The following is a 21345-nucleotide window of genomic DNA, read 5'->3' on the forward strand; positions in this document are numbered from 1 at the left end:
GACCGTGCCTGCCCGGGATGTCTTACAGAGGCCACATCGCCGTGCCGAACGGAACGACCGCGTCGGCTTGCATCATTTCCACAGCCGCCTCGTGGGTCGGTGCTTCAAACCATTCGTCCAGTTGCAGTTCGGTATCCAAGTCTTTTTCCAGTGCTTGCATGGTCGATCTCCTAGATGACTTTCACGGTTATGACTGGCCGGTCGAGGTGGCCGGCAAGACGTGAAAAACCTAGTTCAGGGTGTTTTGTAATGCAAAAAATTATTTATTTAAAATTTAAATAAACTTTTTATTCTGTTTTTTGCCAAGGGTTTTCTTATTTGAAAACAAAAAACTAAGCCGCCAACTTCATTAGCAAGCTTGCTACCGTCAATTTGTAGACATCCTTCGAAAATTTCTGAAATGGAAAATCTGCGTTACGCGACGTAAAGAAATGTTTACGAAAAGCGCGGCGTAACCCAGTGGAACCACGTCTCTCCAGAGGCTGTAAGGAAAACCTGCCGAAGCCCGGCTGCGAGCGCTCCATGCAAGGCTCTGGCGCGCTTGTTTCAGCGTCGTTTGAAGGGTGTGATGCGCCCCATGCCTGTCGTGCAGGTGCATAACAAGAAGGAGGCGCAATGAACGCCGTGACTGATCTCCACTTCTCTGCGTGGGACGGTTTTCTCCCCGTCCCCGTCGATGGCCTGCAAAGGCCTGACTCAATTATTGCTGCCGCCCGAGCGTCTCGAGGCGGACACACGCAATCCCGGCAACCGCCACGCTGATCCAGCGGGGTCTGGCAGCAGGGGGTTAGCGGTGTACAATGCGCCGCGTTTTAACTGTGACCCTCTGCGTAATCGCGCAAACCTCAAGGCTATCCGCCTTGTTCACTCCGCCGCGTCATAAGCGTGTCGGGTTCGATTTCGTCACAGATAAAAACAAACAGGTGACGCATGACCGTTGTAAATAAGCTGAACTCCTGGTGCCTGCGCTGGGGTTTGATCGGGGCTGCCTGAAATCGCAACCTTGCAGCAACGTCTACTGAACATCATCAAACCTTGCGTGAGACCTTTTTCATGAGTGGACAACCCTCGCAATCAGGCGAGCTGAAACGCGGCCTGAAAAATCGCCATATTCAACTGATCGCCCTCGGTGGCGCGATCGGTACCGGATTGTTCCTCGGCTCGGCCGGGGTGCTGAAATCCGCCGGCCCGTCGATGATCCTCGGCTACGCAATCTGCGGCTTCATCGCCTTCATGATCATGCGCCAGCTCGGCGAAATGATCGTCGAAGAGCCGGTGGCCGGTTCCTTCAGCCATTTCGCGCACAAGTACTGGGGCGGCTTCGCCGGCTTCCTGTCGGGCTGGAACTGCTGGATTCTGTATATCCTGGTGGGCATGTCGGAGCTGACCGCGGTCGGCAAATACATTCACTACTGGGCGCCGGAGATCCCGAGCTGGGTCACCGCAGCGGCGTTCTTCGTGCTGATCAATGCGATCAACCTGGCCAACGTCAAAGTCTTCGGTGAAGCCGAGTTCTGGTTCGCGATCATCAAGGTCGTGGCGATCGTCGGCATGATCGCCCTGGGCAGCTACCTGCTGGTCAGCGGTCATGGCGGCCCGCAGGCATCGGTGAGCAACCTGTGGTCGCACGGTGGTTTCTTCCCGAATGGCGTCAGCGGTCTGGTGATGGCCATGGCGATCATCATGTTCTCCTTTGGCGGTCTGGAAATGCTCGGTTTCACTGCCGCCGAAGCCGACAAGCCGAAAACCGTGATCCCGAAAGCGATCAACCAGGTGATCTACCGGATCCTGATTTTCTACATCGGTGCACTGGTGATCCTGCTGTCGCTGACCCCATGGGACAGCCTGCTGGAAACCCTCAACGCGTCCGGCGATTCGTACAGCGGTAGCCCGTTCGTGCAAGTGTTCTCGATGCTCGGCAGCAGCACCGCCGCACACATCCTCAACTTCGTGGTGTTGACCGCGGCCCTGTCGGTGTACAACAGCGGTACCTACTGCAACAGCCGCATGCTGCTGGGCATGGCCGAGCAGGGCGATGCGCCGAAAGGCCTGGCGAAGATCGACAAACGCGGTGTGCCGGTGCGTTCGATCCTGGCGTCGGCGGCGGTGACACTGGTGGCTGTATTGCTCAACTACCTGATTCCGCAGCACGCACTGGAACTGCTGATGTCGCTGGTGGTGGCGACCCTGGTGATCAACTGGGCGATGATCAGCTTCTCGCACTTCAAGTTCCGCCAGCACATGAACAAGACGAAGCAGACGCCGCTGTTCAAGGCCCTGTGGTATCCGTATGGCAACTACATCTGCCTGGCGTTCGTCGCGTTCATTCTGGGCGTGATGCTGCTGATCCCGGGCATCCAGATCTCGGTGTACGCGATTCCGGTGTGGGTCGTGTTCATGTGGGTCTGCTACGTGATCAAGAACAAGCGCGGTGCGCAACAGGCGCTGCACGCAGCGGGTGCTGCCAAGTAAGCGCTGACGCAGAAACACAAAACCCGGCCTGAGTGCCGGGTTTTTTATGGGTACAAATGCTGTGAGTCGGGTGCTATTGGTAGTCGGCGACAGGATAGTCCCTGCACAAGGTTTCGACCTCAGAACGAAACTGCGCAAGGAGCAGGGGTTCCAGTGTGTAGTCCTGCTCACCGAGCGGCGCCACGGTATTCAGAATCCGGACGATCAAATCGACGATCTGGCGGCTGCCGTGGACATCGACCCGGCGTTGCGCCAGAGCGCCCGTGCCGATGCGCAGCCCGCTGGTAACGAGTGCCGAGCGCTGATCGCCGGGGACGCGATGTTTGCTGACGATGATCCCGCAGTGCCCCAGCGCCGCCTCCGCGATCGCGCCCGTAACGCCGCCACGCAAGCGAACCAGCACCGTGTGGTTTTCACTGCAGCCGCCAACCACCTCATAATCCTTGGCCTGAAACGCTTTGGCCATTTCATCCGCCGTACTGCGGATCTGCGCCATGCAGGCATCGAACTCTGCGGACATTGCATAACCCAGCGCGGCAGCCTTCGCAGCGATCATGTTGGCGGCGGGCGCGCCCTGCATTCGCGGGTAAACGGCTTGCTCAAGCAGGCGACTGAAGGTGGTCCGCAAGCCGGGAATCTTGGTGTTCGCATCAGCACCGCTTAGGATCAGGCCACCGCGAGGCCCGGCGAGTTGCTTGTGCGTGCACGTGACGGTGACGTGTGCGGCGTCGATCGGACTCGGATGGCGCGCGGTAGCGACGAGCCCGGCGATATGCGACATATCGGCGAGCAGGATAGCGCCTGCTTCATCGGCAATGTCGCGAAACCGCTTGAAGTCCACCACGCGCGAATAGGCGGTGGCGCCGCAGAGGATGACGCGTGGGCGATGGGCGAGTGCGAGCAGACGTACCTTGTCGTAATCGATCAGGCCGTCGGATGTTGTGCCGTACTGGATCGCCTTGTAGTAGGCGCCGGAAAACGCGGCAAGGCTGCCATGCGTCAGATGACCACCGTGTTCCACCGCCATGCCCAGCAAGGTATCGCCAGGCTCAAGCAAGGCTGTGAGCACTTGGTAAACAGCGTTCGACGCCGAGTGTGGTTGCACGTTGGCGTATTGCGCGCCGAACATTTCCCGCGCCCGGCGAATGGCCAGCGACTCGACCAGTTCGACGTTCTCGCACCCCGCGCTGTGGCGCTTGCCGGGCATGCCTTCAGCGGTCACGTTGACCAGCACGGAAGCGGAGGCCGCCAAGGTTCGCGGCTGAACTGCGCAGGAGGAGGAGACCAATGAAAGGGTGTGCTGTTGACGCGTCACCTCAGCGTCGAGAATGGCCGCCAGTTCGGCATCTTCTGCGCGGAGATCCGCGAGGCCACGACGCAACACGTCAGCCTGGTTCTTGAGCGGTTCAGTAATGACTGCCATTGCTTTATTCCTTCCCTGGTTTTGCGTGATTTGCGCATGTCCTTGCTTGCCAGATCTGTACAGGCGAATCCGTGTTTTGACCGCGTGCGCGCAAAACTAAACCCTGTACAGGCCACCCGTTTTTTCGTTCTTTCACTCGCGAGAATGAGACGCCGGATTGACGCATCATAGATTTTTCAGTGAGGAACACCACAGAATTAATCAAAAAAATGAACATTCTTCAAAGAAAATGATTCTTTTTGTAGTCGTTGCGGGTGTAAAACAGGCATTACCCGGTGTCGCTTTTCAAGCGCCGGGTCGAAGGCAACAGGAACTGACGAGTCAGTACGGCAGCTGAAATGACCCCGCATGTTGGCGGAAGCAGCCTGTGAAAGCTGACTTTTTATACCGAACCCAGGGAGGGAGAATGCTATGATCCTGCGCGGCACTGACAGGGATATAACTGCAATTTCCTACCTCACTTGTGTATGTCCGGAATGATCATTCGGGACGTGACAATGATTGCAGTTAAAAATGGATGATAAGCATGTGATGCACAGAAGAGAAAGATCGGAGAATCTGAAGAACAACATCAAGTATCTGATAAAGAGTCGCGGGGAAACGCAGTTGTCCCTGTGCCACTCCAGTGGTCTGACCCGAACGACCATCTACAACATCCTTGAAGGCAAGGTGGTCAATGTCCAACAGTCCACTGTGCGCAAGATTTCTGATTTCTTCGGGGTGTCTTACGAAGAAATAGAGACTATTGATTTTGAAGAAAAAGAAATCATCGAAAGCAGTATTTCGCCACAGGGGAATATGAATCCCGCAGCTGTTCCGGTGATTAAAGAAAGTATGCTGCTGCAAAGTCTGGATAAAAGAATTGGTGAGTTGGCCACTATTTACCCGCTGACTTACTATTTTGGCGCGTCCTTTAACCTGATTGGCGTGCTTCTGGAAAATGAAATCAGTGGCATGAATGAACCCGGCGATCTATTGATCGTGCAGAAAGGAGCATCGACCAGCGACAGGGAAAAGCTGGTGTATGACAAAATCACAGCGAAGTTATCTATAAGCCATGAAGGCAACTTTGATACGGATCGTGTATGCGTGATCGGAGATGTAATCGAGGAACGATTTAATGGATTGCAGTGTTGAGTTGGAAAACAGCAAGTACAAGTTGCTGGGGTTCGAAAATGGAAAAAGCCTGGCCGTCATCATGGTCATCGCGACAGGCAAAATAATTAAAATAAAGCTAAGTGAAGTGTTGAATAGTGAGATTATGGATAATCTGAATAAAATCGAAGTGAAAAACCTCTACAAGAAGTTCTACTCCCAAGGCGGAGCACTCACCGCTTACGAAATAAATGACCGTCATGAGAGTTCCTGGATGATCTACATCATCCTGAACCTGATGCTGTTCACGCTGTACATTTTCACCAGTATTGCTGCGACAAAACCGATCTATCTGGAGTATTTCGATATTGTCGTCACGCCGGGTACTTTCCTCTATCCGCTGACGTTTCTGATCGTCGACTTGCTCAACGAAACGTTTGGCCTGAGGCTCGCGCGAAAAGCGATCCTGTTCGCGTTCATCAGCAATGCGGCGATTATCATTCTGCTGGCCATCACTACCCATCTTCCGGGCCTGCCGGGTTGGAAGCTCGATGGGGCTTACAATGACGTTATCAGTCAGTTGTCGGCAGTCCTTGTAGCGTCTTCTGTATCGTTTCTGGTTTCCGAGAACATAAACTCGTACCTGTTGTGCAAAATTAAAGAACTCACAAATTCCAGGTTTCTGTTTTTGCGAGTGTTTTTAAGTACGTTGTTTGCCGTGATCATCGACAGTTTTCTGTTCTGCTACATCGCTTTTTACGGAACGATGGAAAATAGCGCGATACTGGGCATGATCTACGTTCAGATCGCAATCAAGGTAGGTTTTGCATTCTTTAATATCTTGCCGGCCTACGGGGCAAGGTCTTTGTTCAAGAAATACCTGACGGGTGCGCAGACGCAATAAAGAGAGGAGGGCGCTCACTCAGCATGCTTGAGTGAGCGCATCTTGTTGCGGTTTTACTTTAAGCCAAGTTTATCTTTCAAGCTTTGAGTGACCTGAGCTTTATTATTCAGGAACTCATTCAAGCCCTTGGCGCGAAGATTACAGGCATCACAATCGGAACATCCAGTGCCTTTGATGCCGTTGTAGCAAGTTAGTGTTTCCTCGCGAACCAGATCCAGTTGATGGTGGTAATCAGCCAAGGCCCAGGTTTCTGCCTTGTTCAGCCACATCAACGGCGTCTCCAGTTGCAGCTTATAATCCATGCCTAATTCAAGGGCTTTATTCAAGGCCTTGACGAATTCATCCCGGCAATCGGGATAGCCCGAGAAGTCGGTTTCACAGACACCGGTAATGACCGTTTTCGCCTGGACTTGATAGGCATAGATAGAGGCCAGGGTCAGAAACAGAATGTTCCGCCCCGGAACGAAGGTGCTTGGCAGGCTCTCGCCAGAGCTGTTCACGGTCGGCACCGGAATGTTATCGCGGGTCAGGCTGCTGATGGCCAGCTCGTTGAGCAAGGACACATCCAGCGTTTTATGCACGGTCACACCGAGCTTTTTCGACAGCTGCTGCGCCACTTCAATTTCTGCGTGATGACGCTGACCATAGTCGAACGTGATGCAGTGGACTTCATCGTAGTGGGTCAGGGCGTGGATCAAACACGTGGTGGAGTCCTGCCCGCCGCTGAATACGATAACTGCTTTGTTGGTCATGGGTATGCTTCCTGCATTGAGGTCTTGAGGGCAAAGGTGGAGATGATACTCGAAATAGGGCTGGAGCTCGGTGCAGAGTCCAGAGGCGCTCGTGAGTCCGTGAGCGGCTATTTTAAGGTGGAGTGAGGCTTCAATCCCTGAATAATAGGCATGTTAAATAGGAACCGTTTTTAGACCGGTGCAAAAGCAGAGGGATTTAAACAACTGGCACGGCGTCCGGTGTGGCCAGCGCCACTTGCTCACCGCACTTGCGCCCAAACACTAGCTTTTCCATCGCCTCGACAAAAGTTCTGCCCTGCAGCCAGAACCCGTCATGAATGAAACTGAAGGCATAGCAGCGACCTTTTTCGTCCATCAACAGTGCAGCGTGGCCATGATGAATTTCGGCGATGCTCACCAAAGAGCTGCCCAAGCGTTGCTGCCAAGCCAAGAAGTCTTCATCTCCATGCAGGTGCTCAAACGTGCCAAACGCTACATCGCTCGTAGCGCAGTCTTCGCCTGTGCCACAGGTGCCGACGGTCAGACCAGCCAGTTGTTCGAGCAGAGCAGCGGCTGGATGCTCGCGCGGGACGAAATCCGGCAATGGCTCGATATGGGTGACAGGCCAACCGGCAGCCAGGAACAGTGGGTGGAGAGTCTCGGGAAGTTCGATCAACGGGTGCATTGGGAGCGTCCAGGCGTAGGCAGCGTTCTGCATTAACGGTCTTTTTTTCATTGCGCTGAATCGTTTGTCGACTTCTGGTGGTACTGGGATGCCACGATTCTGAGAGGTGTCTCCACTCCTCAACCCCAAGCGCTGGCCGGCCTGGAGTCTCTATTGGTTTACCGCATGTGCATGTCGAGCTAAAGCTTTTCAATCAAACGATTAAATGCACGTGAGCAGCCTCGTTGCTTTGCATCTCTGATCATCGAATCGTGAGTGGACGGTTCAAACGTTTCGCGAACCGCTTTCTTTGCTATTTCATTGAACTGCACATTATCAAAATCACACTCTACTGTTGAAACCATATAAGAATTGCGCTTGGACCACTGGTCAAACCTTATGACGATTTTTTCATCGAAAATCAGTGCTCCATCACTTTTATCCTCGAAGAAAAAGAACACCATACGATTCGTATCGACATGCCCCATTGATGTAGCAAATGGCTGTTTTCTCAAAAGCGATGTCAGCCTTACCCCACCTGCAATACCAAGACCTCCCCCCAAACTCTCACGCGCAAAAAAATACTGCTTGAACACTACCGTTATTTTTCTACGAAAATAAGGGACGTCGTATGCTTTCTCGAAAGAATGAAAACCATTCGGATCGCCGATCAGTTCAAAACCGGCGCTTATGAAAACTGACTCGGAAAAGCTGTCCAATTCAAAAATACTTGGCTGAAGATTACCCGATCCCTCTATGAACAACTCAACAAGCTGATGAAAATCAGTAGAAATCATATATTCCCTTATTTACGCTCTAACGGGTTCGTACCCGCGGCATGGTGCTCACTTAGAATGGTTCCCACCTGTTTCAATTGAGGCACACGCGAAGAATTTGGATTTGAATCGATGCCCACCTGTGCAGATTTCTTGAGCCGATCCACATTCATCGGTTTATCGAGGTATTTTAAAACACACTCACACGCCTTACCCCATTGGGATTTTGGCATTGCGCGCGTTGCCATGTCGGATGGTTCAAGTACCACATGGGTTCCTTGAGCGTTCGGTACGAGGGCGATGTGACCACCGGCTCGAGGCAAACCATCCCCTTTTACGTTAACGTGAACACCTCGATTCGTTACGTCTTGTCCAGCAGTATTCGCTTTTACTTGATGACCTGCGAGACCTAAAGGGTCGATGAGCAGGACAGGATTAGCCCCATAAAAATAAAGATTCAACCCACCTGCATAGCTAATCGGATCTTGACTAACAAACCGCCCAACCCCCGGATCATAGTACCGATGCCGATTGTAGTGCAGCCCCGTCTCATGATCGTGATACTGCCCCTGGAACCGTATCGGGTTCATCACGCCATGCTGCCGGGCCCATTCCGACCGCTGCTCCGTCACCTGCCCCCACGCCTTGTACTGCGCGGTCCACGCCATGTTGCCTTGTGAATCCGTCAGTTCCTGCGGCGTGCCCAGGTGATCACACTGGTACCAGGCCAACGCATCAAACGGTAATGCCGTTGCCTTGTGATTCCACACCGGATCTTCATCAAGGCTGTATTCACCGCTGTAATCCGGCAACCCGATCAGCTCGATTGGCGCATGCCGTACAGCCTGCGCTACAGGCACAAAAGTCCCCGGTTCGAAGACGTAGTGCACCGTGCGGCCGGGTTCGCCATCGCTTTGTGAAGGGCTGCTTTCAAAGGCGAGGTTGTCGCCGTCCCAGCCGTACAAGGTGAAGCCGCAGCCGAGTTCGCGCTGTTTGCGCGCGTGTTCATTTCTGTTCCAGAGAGAGCCTGCTTCAGGCCGCTGTTTGTAGTGCGCGCGGGAGTTTTTGTGCAGGCGGCGTCCCAGTGCGTCGTAGGCGAAATCCACGCTCAGGCGCGGGTCTTCGAAATGCACCAGGCGATCAAACAGGTCCCAGCGAAGATCGCTGCGTTGGCCGTTGTGCCAGCGCTGGATCTGGTTGCCGCGTTCGTCGTAGTCGTAGTGGGTGCCGGCGTATTCGCGCAGCAGGTTGTCGACCAGTTTGCTGCGCGGTGGGGTCAGGTCCAGTGGGCGGCGAACTTCTGTCGCCTTGTCGTCGAGCAGGTTGCCGGCCGGGTCGAAGGCGAAGGTTTCCATGCCTTGACGTGTGGTGGCGCTGAGCAGACGACCGACCGGATCGTAGCGATAGCCGAGCGGCCCGCGACGGCTGTCGTTGATGTCGGTCAGTTGGCCGGCGGCGTCGTAGCTGTACTCGCGTTTGAGCAGCGTGGATTTGTCGTCGCTGCGTCCCAGCAACTGTTCCTGCAAACGGCCGGCCGGGTCCCAGCTCTGGGTTTGCAGCAGGTGGTTGCCTTGATGGCGGGCGACTTCGCGGTGCAGGTCGTCGCGTTCGTAGCCGATCAGTTCGTGTTCATCGAGGCGCAGGCCGAGCAGGTGGCCGCTGCCGTAGGTCAGCCAACTGACACGGTGGCCGTCGGGACGCACGGTGGCGACGCGTTGGTTGAGCACGTCGTACTCGTGCTGCCAGATCGCGACGGTGGGTTTTTCCAGGCCGAGGTAGTGCTGGTGTTCGCGCAGCAGATTGCCGGCCGGGTCGTGGAACCATTGCAGGCGGCTGTCGGCGTTGTCGGCCAGCACCAGGTTGCCGTTGCCGTCATAGGCAAAGGTCTCGCTTTGCGACTGGTCGCCCAGAGTGGCACGACGCTCGGTCAAGCGGCCCATGGGTCGAAGCTCAATGAGATGACGCCTCTCAGAGGTGCGGATCAAAGTGAAAAAACGGGATTAGCTGACGACCGCGCCTTTCGGGCCACTGGCGATCAGTGCGGCCCCGCAGGCGGTTTTCATGCCGTCCAGTGCGATGGGTGTGCCATCGACGGTGTAGGTGCTGCTGCCCTCGGCAATCGGGAAAACCCCTTTGCACAGCGGGCAGCTGACCTTGTGACCGACCCCGGCAATCGGCTTGCCGTTGAGGTCGGTGCGGGAGAAGGCTTCGAGGACCTTGCCACCGTGCGTGGTGGAGTCGCCCAAGCGAATTGCGTCTTTCATTACGTCATTCCTTTGACCGAGGGTGGCTGGCTCGGCGAGCTACCCTGTCTTTCCTGCCTGCGTTCAGCACGCGTTAGTGCCGATTTGATATCAAAATCGTGCCAGCCACTATATGGCCATTACGCGGTAAGGGTTTGCGTCCTGTGCCTTAGAGATAAATCGTTTTTTGCTGTGGGAAACCGTCTCAAAGTGCGCAAGAAGTTGCGCAGTGCTGCGCAACTTCTTGCGCACTCGGCTACAGGGGCCGTGTAACAAGGGCTACAGGCGAGTGGCGGGCGTTTTTTCGAAGACAGGTGCGCAACAAGTTGCGCAGTTGGGCGGCTGATCGATTTCTGACAAAAACGATGTTGATTGCACTGACCTCATCGCGAACAGGCGAAGGCCGGCAGTGGATCTTCAGCAGGTTCGAGGTCTGTTTCGGAGTATCCTGCGCGTTCTGAATACGGACGCTTTTTCCATGCTGGTGATTTCCAACAACGTGCATCTGCCGGATGCCGAGATCGAACTGACAGCCATCCGCGCCCAGGGCGCCGGTGGGCAGAACGTCAACAAGGTCTCCAGTGCCGTGCACCTGCGCTTCGACATTCCGGCCTCGTCCCTGCCCGAGTTCTACAAGGAGCGGTTGCTGGCGTTGCGCGACAGTCGCATCACCAGCGATGGCGTGTTGATCATCAAGGCCCAGCAATACCGCACGCAGGAAGCCAACCGCGCCGATGCGCTGGAGCGTCTGGTCGAGCTGATTCTCAGCGCGACCAAAGTCGAAAAGAAACGCCGTCCAACCAAGCCGACCCTCGGTTCAAAAAAGCGTCGACTCGAATCGAAAACCAAGCGCGGCAGTATCAAGGCCGGACGCGGCAAGGTGGATTTTTAGTCTTCGCGGTACTTCGCCGTGTGTTTGTACAAATACACGCTAAGCGCCAAGCCACTTAGCGAGGCGAGGGCGGCGAAGAGGAAGATCGAGGCAAAACCGAACCCCGCCGCAATCGCCCCGGCCAATGGCCCGGTGATCCCCAGCGACAAGTCGATGAACAGCGAATACGCGCCAACCGCTGCGCCGCGACTGGAGGCCGGCACCAGATTCACTGCTTCCACACCCAGCGCCGGGAATACCAGCGAGAAACCGAAACCGCTCAGTGCCGCGCCGGCCAGCGCCCAATGCGCGTCCGGCGCCAGCCACAACAGCAGCAGCCCCAGGGTTTCTACCGACAGGCAGGCGATCGCTACGCGGAAGCCGCCGAGGCGATTGATCAGGTTGCCGAACAGCAGGCGCGCACCGATGAAGCTGGCGCCGAACAGGCTCAGGCACAGCACCGCGTTGTCCCAATGCTGTGTCGCGTAATACAGGGTGATGAAGGTGGCGATGGTGCCAAAGCCGATCGAGCCCAGCGCCAGTCCGCAACCGTGGGGGAAGACGCGGCCGAGCACGTGCATGAACGGCAGACGTTCGCCGGCGACAATCGGCGCGGCGGTTTTCGGCCACGCCAGCAGCAAGCCCAGTGCTGCCAGCAGAATGATGCTGACGCCCATGCTCCACAGCCCCAACTGGCCGACCAGCCACACCCCGAACGGCGCGCCAACCGCCAGTGCGCCGTAACTGGCGATGCCGTTCCACGAGATCACTTTGGCAGTGTTCGCCGCGCCGACCCGGCCGATGCCCCAGCCAATTGAACCGGAACCAACCAGGCTTTCCGCGCTGCCCAGCACCAGGCGGCCGATCAACAGGCTGATCAGGCTGAGCATGGGCAGGTTCGGGGTCCAGGCCGAAATCAGCATGAACACACCACTCAAGCCACAACCGGCCAGCCCGATCATCACCGCGCGCTTGCTGCCTTGGTTGTCGATGATCTTGCCGGCGTACGGGCGGCTGAGCAGGGTGGCCAGGTATTGCACGCTGATCACCAGGCCGGCGACCACCGCGCCAAAGCCCAAATCGCTGTGGACATAGCCCGGCAGCACTGCGAGCGGAATACCGATGTTCAGGTAGCCGATAAAGGTGAAGAGGACGATGGAAACGACTTGCAGGGTGACCGCCAGGGGGCGCTGGGGTTGTGGCATAGAGGGCGACATGGGAAACGATCCACGGCAAAGCAGGATTAGATAGGCTGCTTATGATAGCGGCGCGGACGACGCTGAGGTGGGCAACAGTAAAACTATTTGCAGGGTGCTGGCATCAGGACTTGGCCGGGGCGACCAGTTGCGTGGTGACCAAGGCGGCGAGGGCATTTTCTTCGCTGCCGAAACGGGCGAGGAGGGCGGCGCGTTTTTCCGGGGAGAGGCGGTTCCAGATCTCGATCATTTTCTCGGTCGCGCCGATCAGGACGGCGGCTTGGCTTTCGGAGAATTCGTCGGTCATGGCGGGCTCGGATTCAGGCAGTGTGGAAAGCGCATGTTAGCGCTTTCCACACGGTCTGTACGGCGGGTTTTACTCGTCGTTGTCGGCCGGGCGGCTGTCAACGGCTTCTTTCGGCTCAGGCTGTTGGGCTCCGGCTTGCTGCGTGGTCGTCTGCTCAGGTACGTGCAGGCTTGGGAAGGGGAGATTAGGAATCTCGTGCATGGTTGCGCTCCTCGCTAAGTCTGTTGATAGATCTGGTAGATCCGCGCTTCTTGAAAGCCTGCGCAGGATACAGCAGGAAAAATGACAATCAGACTTTTAATTCAAATTAATGCGACAGATGGCCGCAGGGGGAGGGCAAAAGCAAAAGGTCACCGCAAAAACAACGGTAGGAGTGAGCCTGCTCGCGATGGCGGTGTATCAGTCAACTTAAATGCTGGCTGACACACCGCCATCGCGAGCAGGCTCACTCCTACAGGGGGTTGCGGTATTACTTGCAGACGTTGGCAATGGCGTCGGCCAGCAAGGCGAGACGCGTAGCGTCGATGCCGGCGACGTTGGCCCGGCCCGAGCTGACCATGTACACGCTGTGCTGCTCACGCAATTGTTTCACTTGCTCCGGCGACAGGCCGGTGTAGGAAAACATCCCGCGCTGCACGCCAATGTGCGCAAAGCGCTCACGCAAGCCGTGTGGCTCCAGCGCTTCGACCAGACCGCTGCGCAACTGGGCGATGCGCAAACGCATGGCTTCCACTTCGTCGGCCCAGCGCGCTTTCAGCTCCGGGTCGGCGAGGATGGTCGCGACCACCGCCGCGCCGTGATCCGGTGGCGTCGACCACAGGTTGCGAGCGATGTTGGCCAACTGGCTGCGGATGTCGATGAGCTTGTCGGCGGTTTTCGCGCAGACGATCAGCGCACCGGTGCGGTCGCGGTACAGGCCGAAGTTCTTCGAGCATGAACTGGTGATCAGCAACTCGGGCACTTCGGCGGCGAACAGTCGGGTCGACCACGCATCCTGCTCCAGCCCGTCGCCAAAGCCCTGATAGGCGAAGTCGATCAGCGGCAGCAGATTGCGACTGCGCACCACGTCGAGCACGCGTTGCCAGTCGTCATGGCTCAGGTCGAAACCGGTCGGGTTGTGGCAGCACGCATGCAGCAGCACCACATCGCCTTTCGGTACTTCGTTGAGCACGGCGAGCATGGCGTCGACGTCGAGGCGATTGTCGCTGCCCACATACGGGTAGTGACTGACCTTGACCCCGGCGGTGGCGAAAATCGTTTCGTGGATCGGCCAGGTCGGGTTGCTCAGCCACACGCCCTTGCCCGGCAGGCATTGGGCGATGAAGTCGGCCGCCAGACGCAGGGCCCCGGTGCCGCCCGGCGTCTGGGTGGCGCCGGCACGTTGTGCGGCGATCAGCTTCGAGTCGGCGCCGAGCACCAGCTCATTGATGACCTTGCCGAACAACGGATTGCCGTGACCGCCGATGTAGGTCTTGGTGTCCTGGCTTTCGACCAGGCGCGCCTCGGCGATTTTCACCGCTTCGGGGATCGGCGTCAGGCCCTGGGCATCCTTGTAGACGCCAACGCCGAGGTCGAACTTGCGCGGATTGCTGTCCTGCGCATAGGCTTCCATCAAACCGAGGATCGGGTCGCCGGGTACCCGGCCGATGGCGTCGAAGTGCATTACTTGCGTCCTTCTGCGGTCTTGGCCACTTCGTCAGTGCGTGCAGCCATGATGAAGTCGTTGCGGTGCAGGCCCTTGATCGAGTGGCTCCACCAGGTCACGGTGACTTTGCCCCACTCGGTCAGCAGGCCCGGGTGGTGACCCTCGGCCTCGGAGATTTCGCCGACTGCGTTGGTGAACGCCAGTGCATGCTTGAAGTTCTTGAACAGGAAGACCTTCTCCAGTTGCATGATGCTGTCGCGCACTTCGATGTTCCAGTCAGGGATCTGCTTGATCAGGATCGGCAGTTCTTCATCGCTGACTTGTGGCGCATCGGCGCGGCAGGCTTCGCAGTGGGCTTGGTTCAAAGTGGACATGATGTATTCCTGAAATCGAGAGTGTTTTTTTTATTAAAGCTTTTGAGCTGTCAATGCCGTCACGCTAAACCAAAGTGGCGGCGACGGACAGGCTCAATTGTCAGCAAAAGTCGCGGTTCACGCGGCTTTCGGTTTCGGCGGAAATTTCGGCGCGTGCAGACCCAGCTGCATGCCTTGCTTGACCATGGCCATGATGTCTTCATGGGCCACGTCGAACAGGCGCTTGAGGTTCGGCAGGACAAAGTACAACGGCTGCAGGATGTCGATGCGATACGGCGTGCGCATGGCTTCCAGTGGATCGAACGACTGATGCTCAGGCTCGTCCGACAGGCAATAAACGGTCTCTTTCGGCGAGGACAGGATGCCGCCGCCGTAGATGCGTTTGCCTTGCGGGGTGTCGACCAGGCCAAACTCGATGGTCATCCAGTACAGGCGCGCCAGATACACGCGCTCTTCCTTGGTGGCCTGCAGGCCGAGCTTGCCGTAGGTGTGGGTGAATTCGGCGAACCACGGGTTGGTCAGCAGCGGGCAGTGGCCGAAAATCTCGTGGAAAATGTCTGGCTCTTGCAGGTAGTCCAGCTCTTCGCGGGTGCGAATGAAGGTGGCCACCGGAAACTGTTTGCTGGCGAGCAATTCGAAAAAGGTCTGGAAGGGGATCAGCGCCGGGACGCGGGCGACCTGCCAGCCGGTGGTCTCGCCGAGCACTTTGTTGATCTCGCCCAGTTGCGGAATGCGGTCGTGTGGCAGACCGAGTTTCTCGATACCGTCCAGGTACTCCTGGCAAGCACGCCCTTCGATCACTTTCAGCTGGCGAGTGATCAGCGTATTCCACACCGCGTGTTCTTCGGCGGGGTAGTCGATAAAACCTTGCGCATCGGGCTCGCGGGCCACGTATTGCGTCTGCTTCATACTGCTCTCCTGCTAGGGGAATTCGTTCTTGTTATGTCCAGCGATGGATTCAGGATTACCCGAGAGCGCATTGATGTGCAGCAGGTTGAAACGCCTCTGCGTAGGAAATTTCTCTTTAAATCGTAAAATAATCGTTACGCTTTGAAGGATAACTCGCGTTTACGGTCATTCGTGGGTTTGAAAAGGCCGATGGCTGTCACATAATCTTGACAACTATCTGCGCGCCTCGACAGAAAAGTCTGGCGCAGTCCCCCTGTAGGAGTGAGCCTGCTCGCGAAAGCGGTGTGTCATTCACCTTCAGTACAGCCTGATAAACCGCTATCGCGAGCAGGCTCACTCCTACAGGTTCTTTATCGTTTATTCGGACGATTTTTATGCGCATCAAAGTCCATTGCCAGAACCGCATCGGCATCCTGCGCGACATTCTCAACTTGCTGGTCGCCTACGGGATCAACGTGGCGCGCGGTGAAGTGGGTGGCGAGCATGGCAACGCGATCTATCTGCATTGCCCGAACCTGATCAACATCCAGTTTCAGGCGCTGCGGCCGAAGTTCGAGGCGATTGCCGGGGTGTTTGGTGTCAAGCGTGTCGGGTTGATGCCGAGCGAGCGTCGGCACATGGAATTGAATGCCTTGCTCGGTGCGCTGGAGTTTCCGGTGTTGTCGATCGACATGGGCGGCTCGATTGTCGCCGCCAACCGCGCGGCGGCGCAGTTGCTCGGGGTGCGCGTCGATGAGGTGCCGGGGATACCGCTGTCGCGTTATGCCGAAGATTTCGACCTGCCGGAACTGGTGCGCGCCAACAAGTCGCGCATCAATGGCATGCGGGTCAAGGTCAAGGGCGACATCTTCCTGGCCGATATCGCGCCGCTGCAATCGGAGCATGACGACAGCGAAGCGATGGCCGGCGCGGTGCTGACACTGCACCGTGCCGACCGGGTTGGCGAACGTATCTACAACGTACGCAAACAGGAGTTGCGCGGTTTCGACAGCATCTTCCAGAGCTCGAAAGTGATGGCGGCGGTGGTGCGTGAAGCCCGGCGCATGGCGCCGCTGGATGCGCCGCTGTTGATCGAAGGCGAGACCGGCACCGGCAAAGAGTTGCTGGCGCGTGCCTGCCACCTCGCCAGCCCGCGCGGGCAATCGCCGTTGATGGCGCTCAACTGCGCCGGCTTGCCGGAGTCCATGGCTGAGACCGAGCTGTTCGGTTACGGGCCGGGCGCGTTCGAAGGGGCGCGCGCCGAAGGCAAGCTCGGTCTGCTGGAACTGACGGCGGGCGGTACGCTGTTTCTCGATGGCGTTGGCGAGATGAGCCCGCGCCTTCAAGTGAAACTGCTGCGCTTTTTGCAGGACGGTTGCTTCCGGCGGGTCGGCAGCGATGAAGAGGTGTATCTGGATGTGCGGGTGATCTGCGCGACTCAGGTGGACTTGTCCGAACTGTGCGCACGCGGCGAGTTTCGCCAGGATCTGTATCACCGTTTGAATGTGCTGTCGCTGCACATCCCGCCCTTGCGCGAATGCCTTGACGGGTTGACGCCACTGGTGGAGCACTTCCTCGATCAGGCCAGTCGGCAGATCGGTTGCTCGCTGCCGAAACTGGCGCCGGCGGCGATGGATCGTCTCAGTCATTACCATTGGCCGGGTAACGTGCGGCAGTTGGAGAACGTGCTGTTCCAGGCGGTTTCGCTGTGCGAGGGCGGAACGGTGAAGGCTGAGCATATTCGCCTGCCGGATTACGGCGTGCGTCAGCCGCTTGGCGATTTCTCGCTTGAAGGTGGGCTGGACGAGATTGTCGGGCGTTTCGAAAAAGCGGTGCTGGAGCGGCTGTATTCCGAGCATCCGAGCAGCCGGCAGTTGGGCAAGCGGCTGGGGGTTTCGCACACCACGATTGCCAACAAACTGCGCGAATATGAAGTGGGCAAAGACCCCGAAAACTAACAGCAACGCTGTGGTATCAAGCGTTTTTGTGGCGAGGGGATTTATCCCCGATCGGCTGCGTAGCAGTCGCAAAACCTACGAATGAGGTCGTCCTGAAGGAAAAGCGGGGCGGCTTCGCCACCCATCGGGGGATAAATCCCCTCACCACAAGTTCTCCTTCAGCCGCAGAGATCGGGATTGCCGCCAAGCGGCATAACACCGCCGGTTTTTCGACTTCGATACATTTCAAGTTTCCCCTCTGATTCCCTCAAGTCCTTTGTTTATCGGGTCGCCAGCCGCCAGAAAAAAGTTGGTCTGCAAATTGCTTATGGCTCAGCAGTACAGCGGTGGGCGGCAAACGTCCGGCATGCAGAGGAAAGAGTGTGGACAAGTACCTTTATGTGGCAATGACCGGCGCCAGCCAGAACGCACTGGCGCAAAAGGCCCATGCCAACAACCTGGCGAACATCTCCACCAACGGTTTTCAGCGCGACCTGGAGCAGGCGCGTTCGATGCCGGTGTTCGGTGACAGCTTTCCGGCGCGTGCCTTTGCCATGAGCGAACGCCCGGCCACGGATTTCACCCCGGGCTCGCTGGTACAGACCGGCCGTGACCTCGATGTCGCCGTCACCGGCAACGGCTGGATCGCCGTGCAGAACCCGAACGGCGGCGAAAGCTACGTGCGCACCGGTAGCCTCAACGTCGACGCCCTCGGCGTGCTGCGCGCCGGCAACGGCATGCCGGTGATGGGCAATGGCGGTCCGATCGCCGTGCCGCCCGAGCAGCAGATCGAAGTCGGCGAAGACGGCACCATCAGTATTCGTGCGATGGGCGAAGGCCCGCGCGTCATGGCGGAAGTCGACCGGATCAAGCTGGTCAACCCGGACATCAAGAACATGAACAAGGGCCTCGACGGCTCGATTTACACCAAGGACGGCCAGCCTGCGCCGGCCGACGCCAACGTCAAACTGGTGTCGGGTTTCCTCGAGTCGAGCAACGTCAACGCCGTGGAAGAAATGACTTCGGTGCTGGCCCTGGCCAAGCAGTTCGAGTTGCACGTCAAGATGATGAACACCGCCAAAGACGACGACCAGGCCATGGCTCGGGTCTTGCAGATCAGCTAATTATCAGAACGTCGCGCCGTAAAACAGGCGCACGAGGAGAATCGAATGCTTCCGGCTCTATGGGTTGCCAAAACCGGTCTGTCCGCCCAGGACACCAACCTGACCACCATTTCCAACAACCTGGCGAACGTCTCGACCACGGGTTTCAAACGTGACCGCGCCGAGTTCCAGGACCTGCTGTATCAGATCAAGCGTCAGCCAGGCGCCCAGTCGACCCAGGACAGCGAACTGCCGTCCGGTCTGCAGGTGGGTACCGGTGTGCGCATCGTCGGCACGCAGAAAAACTTCACCGCCGGCAGCCTGCAAACCACCGAGCAGCCGCTGGACATGGCCATCGACGGTCGTGGTTTCTTCCAGATCCTGCAGCCGGACGGCACCACGTCCTACACCCGTGACGGTACGTTCCACCTCGATTCCAATGGCCAGATCGTCAACGCCAGCGGTTTCGCCCTGGAACCGGCCATCGTCATTCCGAACGATGCCCAGACCTTCACCGTAGGCCGCGACGGCACCGTGTCGATCACCATTGCCGGCAACCCGGCGTCCCAGGTGATCGGCAACCTGCAAACCGCCGACTTCATCAACCCGGCCGGTCTGCAGGCCGTGGGCAACAACCTGTTCCTGGAAACCGCCGCTTCCGGTGCGCCGCAAGTCGGTACCCCGGGCCTGAACGGTTTCGGCACCATGCTGCAGAACACTCTGGAAACCTCGAACGTCAGCACTGTTGAGGAGATGGTCAACATGATCACCACTCAGCGCGCCTACGAGATGAACTCCAAGGTGATCTCCACCGCCGACCAGATGCTCTCGTTCGTAACGCAGAATCTGTAATCCAGTCTATGAGGCGGCCATGAGGCCGCCAGCAACACCGTGAGGTAGGGTCATGAAACGCTTCGTATCTGTTCTGGCATTGGGTGGGGTCGTCTCGCTCGCGGGCTGCGTCGCGCCGACGCCCAAGCCCAATGACCCTTACTACGCCCCGGTGTTGCCGCGCACGCCATTGCCGGCTGCGGCCAACAACGGCTCGATCTATCAGGCCGGCTTCGAGCAGAACCTGTACAGCGACCGCAAGGCGTTCCGCGTCGGTGACATCATCACCATCACGCTGAACGAGAAGACTCAGGCGAGCAAGAACGCCAACTCGCAAGTGGCCAAGAACAGCAAGACCGGCATCGGCCTGACGTCGCTGTTCGGCGGCAGCGGTACCACCAACAACCCGTTGGGCGGTAACGACCTGAGCCTGGACGTCGGCTACAGCGGCGACCGTGCGACCAAAGGCGACAGCAAGGCGGCGCAGGGCAACACCCTGACCGGTTCGATTACCGTGACCGTGGCTGACGTGCTGCCCAACGGCATCATCGCCGTGCGCGGCGAGAAGTGGATGACCCTCAACACCGGCGACGAGTTGGTGCGGATCGCAGGTCTGGTGCGCGCTGATGACATTGCCACCGACAACACCGTGTCGTCGACCCGTGTCGCCGATGCGCGCATCACCTACTCGGGCACCGGTTCGTTTGCCGATGCGAGTCAGCCAGGCTGGTTCGACCGTTTCTTCCTCAGCCCGCTGTTCCCTTTCTAGGTGGCGACTTTGAATTTCAAGAGCCTCATGCTGGCTGCGGCCCTGTTGTCCGCAGCCTATGGTGCCCACGCCGAGCGGCTGAAAGATATCGCCAGCATTTCCGGCGTGCGTTCCAACCAGTTGATCGGTTACGGCCTGGTGGTCGGGCTTAACGGCACCGGCGACCAGACGACACAGACCCCGTTCACCCTGCAGACCTTCAACAACATGCTCTCGCAGTTCGGCATCAAGGTGCCGCCGGGATCGGGCAACGTGCAGTTGAAAAACGTTGCGGCGGTCTCGGTAAGTGCCGATCTGCCGGCGTTCGCCAAACCGGGTCAGCAGGTCGACATCACCGTGTCGTCCATCGGTAACTCCAAGAGCCTGCGCGGCGGCACCCTGTTGCTGACCCCGCTCAAGGGTATCGACGGTAACGTCTACGCCATCGCTCAGGGCAACCTGGTGGTCGGTGGTTTCGACGCCGAAGGGCGCGACGGTTCGAAGATCACCGTCAACGTTCCGTCGGCCGGTCGTATTCCCGGCGGTGCTTCGGTCGAGCGTTCGGTGCCGAGCGGTTTCAACCAGGGCAACAGCCTGACGCTGAACCTCAACCGTTCCGACTTCACCACCGCCAAGCGCATCGTCGACAAGATCAACGACATGCTCGGCCCTGGCGTGGCGCAAGCCATCGACGGCGGTTCGATCCGCGTCACTGCACCGCTTGATCCGAGCCAGCGCGTCGACTACCTGTCGATCCTGGAAAACCTTGAGGTCGATCCGGGCCAGGCCGTGGCGAAAGTCATCATCAACTCGCGTACTGGCACCATCGTCATCGGCCAGAACGTGAAGGTCTCGCCGGCCGCCGTGACCCACGGCAGCCTGACCGTGACCATCACCGAAGACCCGATCGTCAGCCAGCCAGGTCCATTGTCCAACGGCCAGACCGCCGTCGTGCCGCGTTCGCGGGTCAATGCCCAGCAAGAAGCCAAGCCGATGTTCAAGTTCGGTCCGGGTACCACCCTCGACGAGATCGTGCGGGCGGTGAACCAGGTCGGCGCGGCACCGGGTGACTTGATGGCCATTCTTGAAGCATTGAAACAGGCCGGCGCGTTGCAAGCCGACCTGATCGTGATCTGA

Annotated in this window: 21 protein-coding genes and 1 pseudogene; 9 read left to right on the forward strand and 13 right to left on the reverse strand. The window is 57.9% G+C overall.

What is annotated here, in order from left to right:
• Window positions 1–22: 22 nt before the first annotated feature.
• On the reverse strand, window positions 23–160 hold the full coding sequence (locus PseuLF5_RS09450; RefSeq protein WP_003222780.1) for a hypothetical protein: 138 nt from the start codon (window positions 158–160) through the stop codon (window positions 23–25).
• 893 nt (window positions 161–1053) lie between these two features.
• Here PseuLF5_RS09450 and PseuLF5_RS09455 point away from each other — a divergent pair.
• Window positions 1054–2472, forward strand: coding sequence for an amino acid permease (locus PseuLF5_RS09455; protein WP_123465671.1), 1419 nt, complete (start codon window positions 1054–1056; stop codon window positions 2470–2472).
• A gap of 73 nt (window positions 2473–2545) precedes the next feature.
• Here the strand turns inward: PseuLF5_RS09455 and glyA are convergent, their stop codons facing one another.
• On the reverse strand, window positions 2546–3895 hold the full coding sequence (glyA, locus tag PseuLF5_RS09460; protein ID WP_336346939.1) for a serine hydroxymethyltransferase: 1350 nt from the start codon (window positions 3893–3895) through the stop codon (window positions 2546–2548).
• 531 nt (window positions 3896–4426) lie between these two features.
• Between glyA and PseuLF5_RS09465 the strand changes: the two genes are divergently transcribed.
• Window positions 4427–5032 carry a helix-turn-helix transcriptional regulator gene (locus PseuLF5_RS09465; RefSeq protein ID WP_128613656.1) on the forward strand — a complete coding sequence of 202 codons (606 nt, stop codon included), beginning with the start codon at window positions 4427–4429 and terminating at the stop codon, window positions 5030–5032.
• A complete protein-coding gene (locus PseuLF5_RS09470) occupies window positions 5016–5894 on the forward strand; it encodes a queuosine precursor transporter (protein ID WP_064119579.1) in 879 nt (292 codons plus the stop codon). Before PseuLF5_RS09465 ends, PseuLF5_RS09470 begins: the two co-directional genes overlap by 17 nt.
• 53 nt (window positions 5895–5947) lie before the next feature.
• Here PseuLF5_RS09470 and queC read toward each other — a convergent pair whose 3' ends face one another.
• The 5 genes and pseudogenes from queC to PseuLF5_RS09495 all read right to left on the reverse strand — a co-directional run bounded on the left by queC (window position 5948) and on the right by PseuLF5_RS09495 (window position 10329).
• Entirely contained in the window at window positions 5948–6646 is a 699-nt protein-coding gene (gene queC / locus PseuLF5_RS09475) for a 7-cyano-7-deazaguanine synthase QueC (RefSeq protein WP_267804769.1), read from the reverse strand.
• Window positions 6647–6842: 196 nt separating this feature from the next.
• Complete coding sequence (locus tag PseuLF5_RS09480; protein ID WP_128613654.1) at window positions 6843–7310, reverse strand: SUKH-3 domain-containing protein; 468 nt, start codon at window positions 7308–7310, stop codon at window positions 6843–6845.
• A gap of 179 nt (window positions 7311–7489) precedes the next feature.
• Window positions 7490–8086, reverse strand: coding sequence for a hypothetical protein (locus PseuLF5_RS09485; RefSeq protein ID WP_128613655.1), 597 nt, complete (start codon window positions 8084–8086; stop codon window positions 7490–7492).
• An 8-nt stretch (window positions 8087–8094) separates the two neighbouring features.
• Window positions 8095–10011, reverse strand: a pseudogene (locus PseuLF5_RS09490) (RHS repeat-associated core domain-containing protein); the annotation flags it as partial.
• Between the two features lie 54 nt (window positions 10012–10065).
• Entirely contained in the window at window positions 10066–10329 is a 264-nt protein-coding gene (locus tag PseuLF5_RS09495; RefSeq protein ID WP_007920142.1) for a PAAR domain-containing protein, read from the reverse strand.
• A 457-nt stretch (window positions 10330–10786) separates the two neighbouring features.
• Here PseuLF5_RS09495 and arfB point away from each other — a divergent pair, with 457 nt between their 5' ends.
• Window positions 10787–11200 (forward strand): alternative ribosome rescue aminoacyl-tRNA hydrolase ArfB, encoded by a 414-nt coding sequence (gene arfB / locus PseuLF5_RS09500; protein ID WP_095050152.1) that lies wholly within the window; start codon window positions 10787–10789, stop codon window positions 11198–11200.
• Here the strand turns inward: arfB and PseuLF5_RS09505 are convergent.
• The 6 genes from PseuLF5_RS09505 to phhA form a co-directional block, all read right to left on the reverse strand.
• Window positions 11197–12384 (reverse strand): MFS transporter, encoded by a 1188-nt coding sequence (locus PseuLF5_RS09505; RefSeq protein ID WP_186748333.1) that lies wholly within the window; start codon window positions 12382–12384, stop codon window positions 11197–11199. The genes arfB and PseuLF5_RS09505 overlap by 4 nt on opposite strands.
• A 115-nt stretch (window positions 12385–12499) precedes the next feature.
• Window positions 12500–12682: a hypothetical protein gene (locus PseuLF5_RS09510; RefSeq protein ID WP_123465685.1), complete on the reverse strand. Its 183-nt coding sequence runs from the start codon at window positions 12680–12682 to the stop codon at window positions 12500–12502.
• Between the two features lie 69 nt (window positions 12683–12751).
• A complete protein-coding gene (locus tag PseuLF5_RS09515; protein ID WP_261991227.1) occupies window positions 12752–12883 on the reverse strand; it encodes a hypothetical protein in 132 nt (43 codons plus the stop codon).
• 268 nt (window positions 12884–13151) lie between these two features.
• Window positions 13152–14345, reverse strand: a complete 1194-nt coding sequence (locus PseuLF5_RS09520) for an amino acid aminotransferase (RefSeq protein WP_123465687.1) — start codon at window positions 14343–14345, stop codon at window positions 13152–13154.
• On the reverse strand, window positions 14345–14701 hold the full coding sequence (locus PseuLF5_RS09525; protein WP_003222798.1) for a 4a-hydroxytetrahydrobiopterin dehydratase: 357 nt from the start codon (window positions 14699–14701) through the stop codon (window positions 14345–14347). Before PseuLF5_RS09525 ends, PseuLF5_RS09520 begins: the two co-directional genes overlap by 1 nt.
• A gap of 117 nt (window positions 14702–14818) precedes the next feature.
• Entirely contained in the window at window positions 14819–15610 is a 792-nt protein-coding gene (gene phhA, locus PseuLF5_RS09530) for a phenylalanine 4-monooxygenase (RefSeq protein WP_322373973.1), read from the reverse strand.
• 374 nt (window positions 15611–15984) lie between these two features.
• Here phhA and PseuLF5_RS09535 point away from each other — a divergent pair, with 374 nt between their 5' ends.
• From PseuLF5_RS09535 to PseuLF5_RS09555, 5 genes are all read left to right on the forward strand, one after another.
• On the forward strand, window positions 15985–17547 hold the full coding sequence (locus PseuLF5_RS09535) for a sigma-54-dependent transcriptional regulator (protein WP_123465691.1): 1563 nt from the start codon (window positions 15985–15987) through the stop codon (window positions 17545–17547).
• Between the two features lie 362 nt (window positions 17548–17909).
• Window positions 17910–18650, forward strand: a complete 741-nt coding sequence (locus PseuLF5_RS09540) for a flagellar basal body rod protein FlgF (RefSeq protein ID WP_093439577.1) — start codon at window positions 17910–17912, stop codon at window positions 18648–18650.
• A 45-nt stretch (window positions 18651–18695) separates the two neighbouring features.
• Window positions 18696–19481, forward strand: a complete 786-nt coding sequence (gene flgG / locus PseuLF5_RS09545; RefSeq protein ID WP_123465693.1) for a flagellar basal-body rod protein FlgG — start codon at window positions 18696–18698, stop codon at window positions 19479–19481.
• A 52-nt stretch (window positions 19482–19533) separates the two neighbouring features.
• The gene (gene flgH / locus PseuLF5_RS09550) at window positions 19534–20229 is read left to right on the forward strand and encodes a flagellar basal body L-ring protein FlgH (RefSeq protein ID WP_007965503.1); all 696 of its coding nucleotides are present in this window, start codon (window positions 19534–19536) and stop codon (window positions 20227–20229) included.
• A gap of 27 nt (window positions 20230–20256) precedes the next feature.
• The gene (locus tag PseuLF5_RS09555; RefSeq protein ID WP_340133397.1) at window positions 20257–21345 is read left to right on the forward strand and encodes a flagellar basal body P-ring protein FlgI; all 1089 of its coding nucleotides are present in this window, start codon (window positions 20257–20259) and stop codon (window positions 21343–21345) included.

The sequence above is a fragment of the Pseudomonas sp. LF-5 genome, from assembly GCF_037626295.1.
Taxonomy (GTDB): domain Bacteria; phylum Pseudomonadota; class Gammaproteobacteria; order Pseudomonadales; family Pseudomonadaceae; genus Aquipseudomonas; species Aquipseudomonas monsensis.

Excerpts from the sequence above, each read along its gene's own strand:
- queC (WP_267804769.1), bottom strand. The coding sequence starts at position 6,646 with ATGACCAACAAAGCAGTTATCGTATTCAGCGGCGGGCAGGACTCCACC.
- PseuLF5_RS09455 (WP_123465671.1), top strand. The coding sequence starts at position 1,054 with ATGAGTGGACAACCCTCGCAATCAGGCGAGCTGAAACGCGGCCTGAAA.
- PseuLF5_RS09485 (WP_128613655.1), bottom strand. The coding sequence starts at position 8,086 with ATGATTTCTACTGATTTTCATCAGCTTGTTGAGTTGTTCATAGAGGGA.
- PseuLF5_RS09465 (WP_128613656.1), top strand. The coding sequence starts at position 4,427 with ATGCACAGAAGAGAAAGATCGGAGAATCTGAAGAACAACATCAAGTAT.
- PseuLF5_RS09525 (WP_003222798.1), bottom strand. The coding sequence starts at position 14,701 with ATGTCCACTTTGAACCAAGCCCACTGCGAAGCCTGCCGCGCCGATGCG.
- PseuLF5_RS09535 (WP_123465691.1), top strand. The coding sequence starts at position 15,985 with ATGCGCATCAAAGTCCATTGCCAGAACCGCATCGGCATCCTGCGCGAC.
- PseuLF5_RS09450 (WP_003222780.1), bottom strand. The coding sequence starts at position 160 with ATGCAAGCACTGGAAAAAGACTTGGATACCGAACTGCAACTGGACGAA.
- flgG (WP_123465693.1), top strand. The coding sequence starts at position 18,696 with ATGCTTCCGGCTCTATGGGTTGCCAAAACCGGTCTGTCCGCCCAGGAC.
- PseuLF5_RS09505 (WP_186748333.1), bottom strand. The coding sequence starts at position 12,384 with ATGCCACAACCCCAGCGCCCCCTGGCGGTCACCCTGCAAGTCGTTTCC.
- PseuLF5_RS09520 (WP_123465687.1), bottom strand. The coding sequence starts at position 14,345 with ATGCACTTCGACGCCATCGGCCGGGTACCCGGCGACCCGATCCTCGGT.
- PseuLF5_RS09515 (WP_261991227.1), bottom strand. The coding sequence starts at position 12,883 with ATGCACGAGATTCCTAATCTCCCCTTCCCAAGCCTGCACGTACCTGAG.
- PseuLF5_RS09470 (WP_064119579.1), top strand. The coding sequence starts at position 5,016 with ATGGATTGCAGTGTTGAGTTGGAAAACAGCAAGTACAAGTTGCTGGGG.
- phhA (WP_322373973.1), bottom strand. The coding sequence starts at position 15,610 with ATGAAGCAGACGCAATACGTGGCCCGCGAGCCCGATGCGCAAGGTTTT.
- PseuLF5_RS09480 (WP_128613654.1), bottom strand. The coding sequence starts at position 7,310 with ATGCACCCGTTGATCGAACTTCCCGAGACTCTCCACCCACTGTTCCTG.
- flgH (WP_007965503.1), top strand. The coding sequence starts at position 19,534 with ATGAAACGCTTCGTATCTGTTCTGGCATTGGGTGGGGTCGTCTCGCTC.
- arfB (WP_095050152.1), top strand. The coding sequence starts at position 10,787 with ATGCTGGTGATTTCCAACAACGTGCATCTGCCGGATGCCGAGATCGAA.
- PseuLF5_RS09555 (WP_340133397.1), top strand. The coding sequence starts at position 20,257 with ATGCTGGCTGCGGCCCTGTTGTCCGCAGCCTATGGTGCCCACGCCGAG.
- PseuLF5_RS09510 (WP_123465685.1), bottom strand. The coding sequence starts at position 12,682 with ATGACCGACGAATTCTCCGAAAGCCAAGCCGCCGTCCTGATCGGCGCG.
- glyA (WP_336346939.1), bottom strand. The coding sequence starts at position 3,895 with ATGGCAGTCATTACTGAACCGCTCAAGAACCAGGCTGACGTGTTGCGT.
- PseuLF5_RS09495 (WP_007920142.1), bottom strand. The coding sequence starts at position 10,329 with ATGAAAGACGCAATTCGCTTGGGCGACTCCACCACGCACGGTGGCAAG.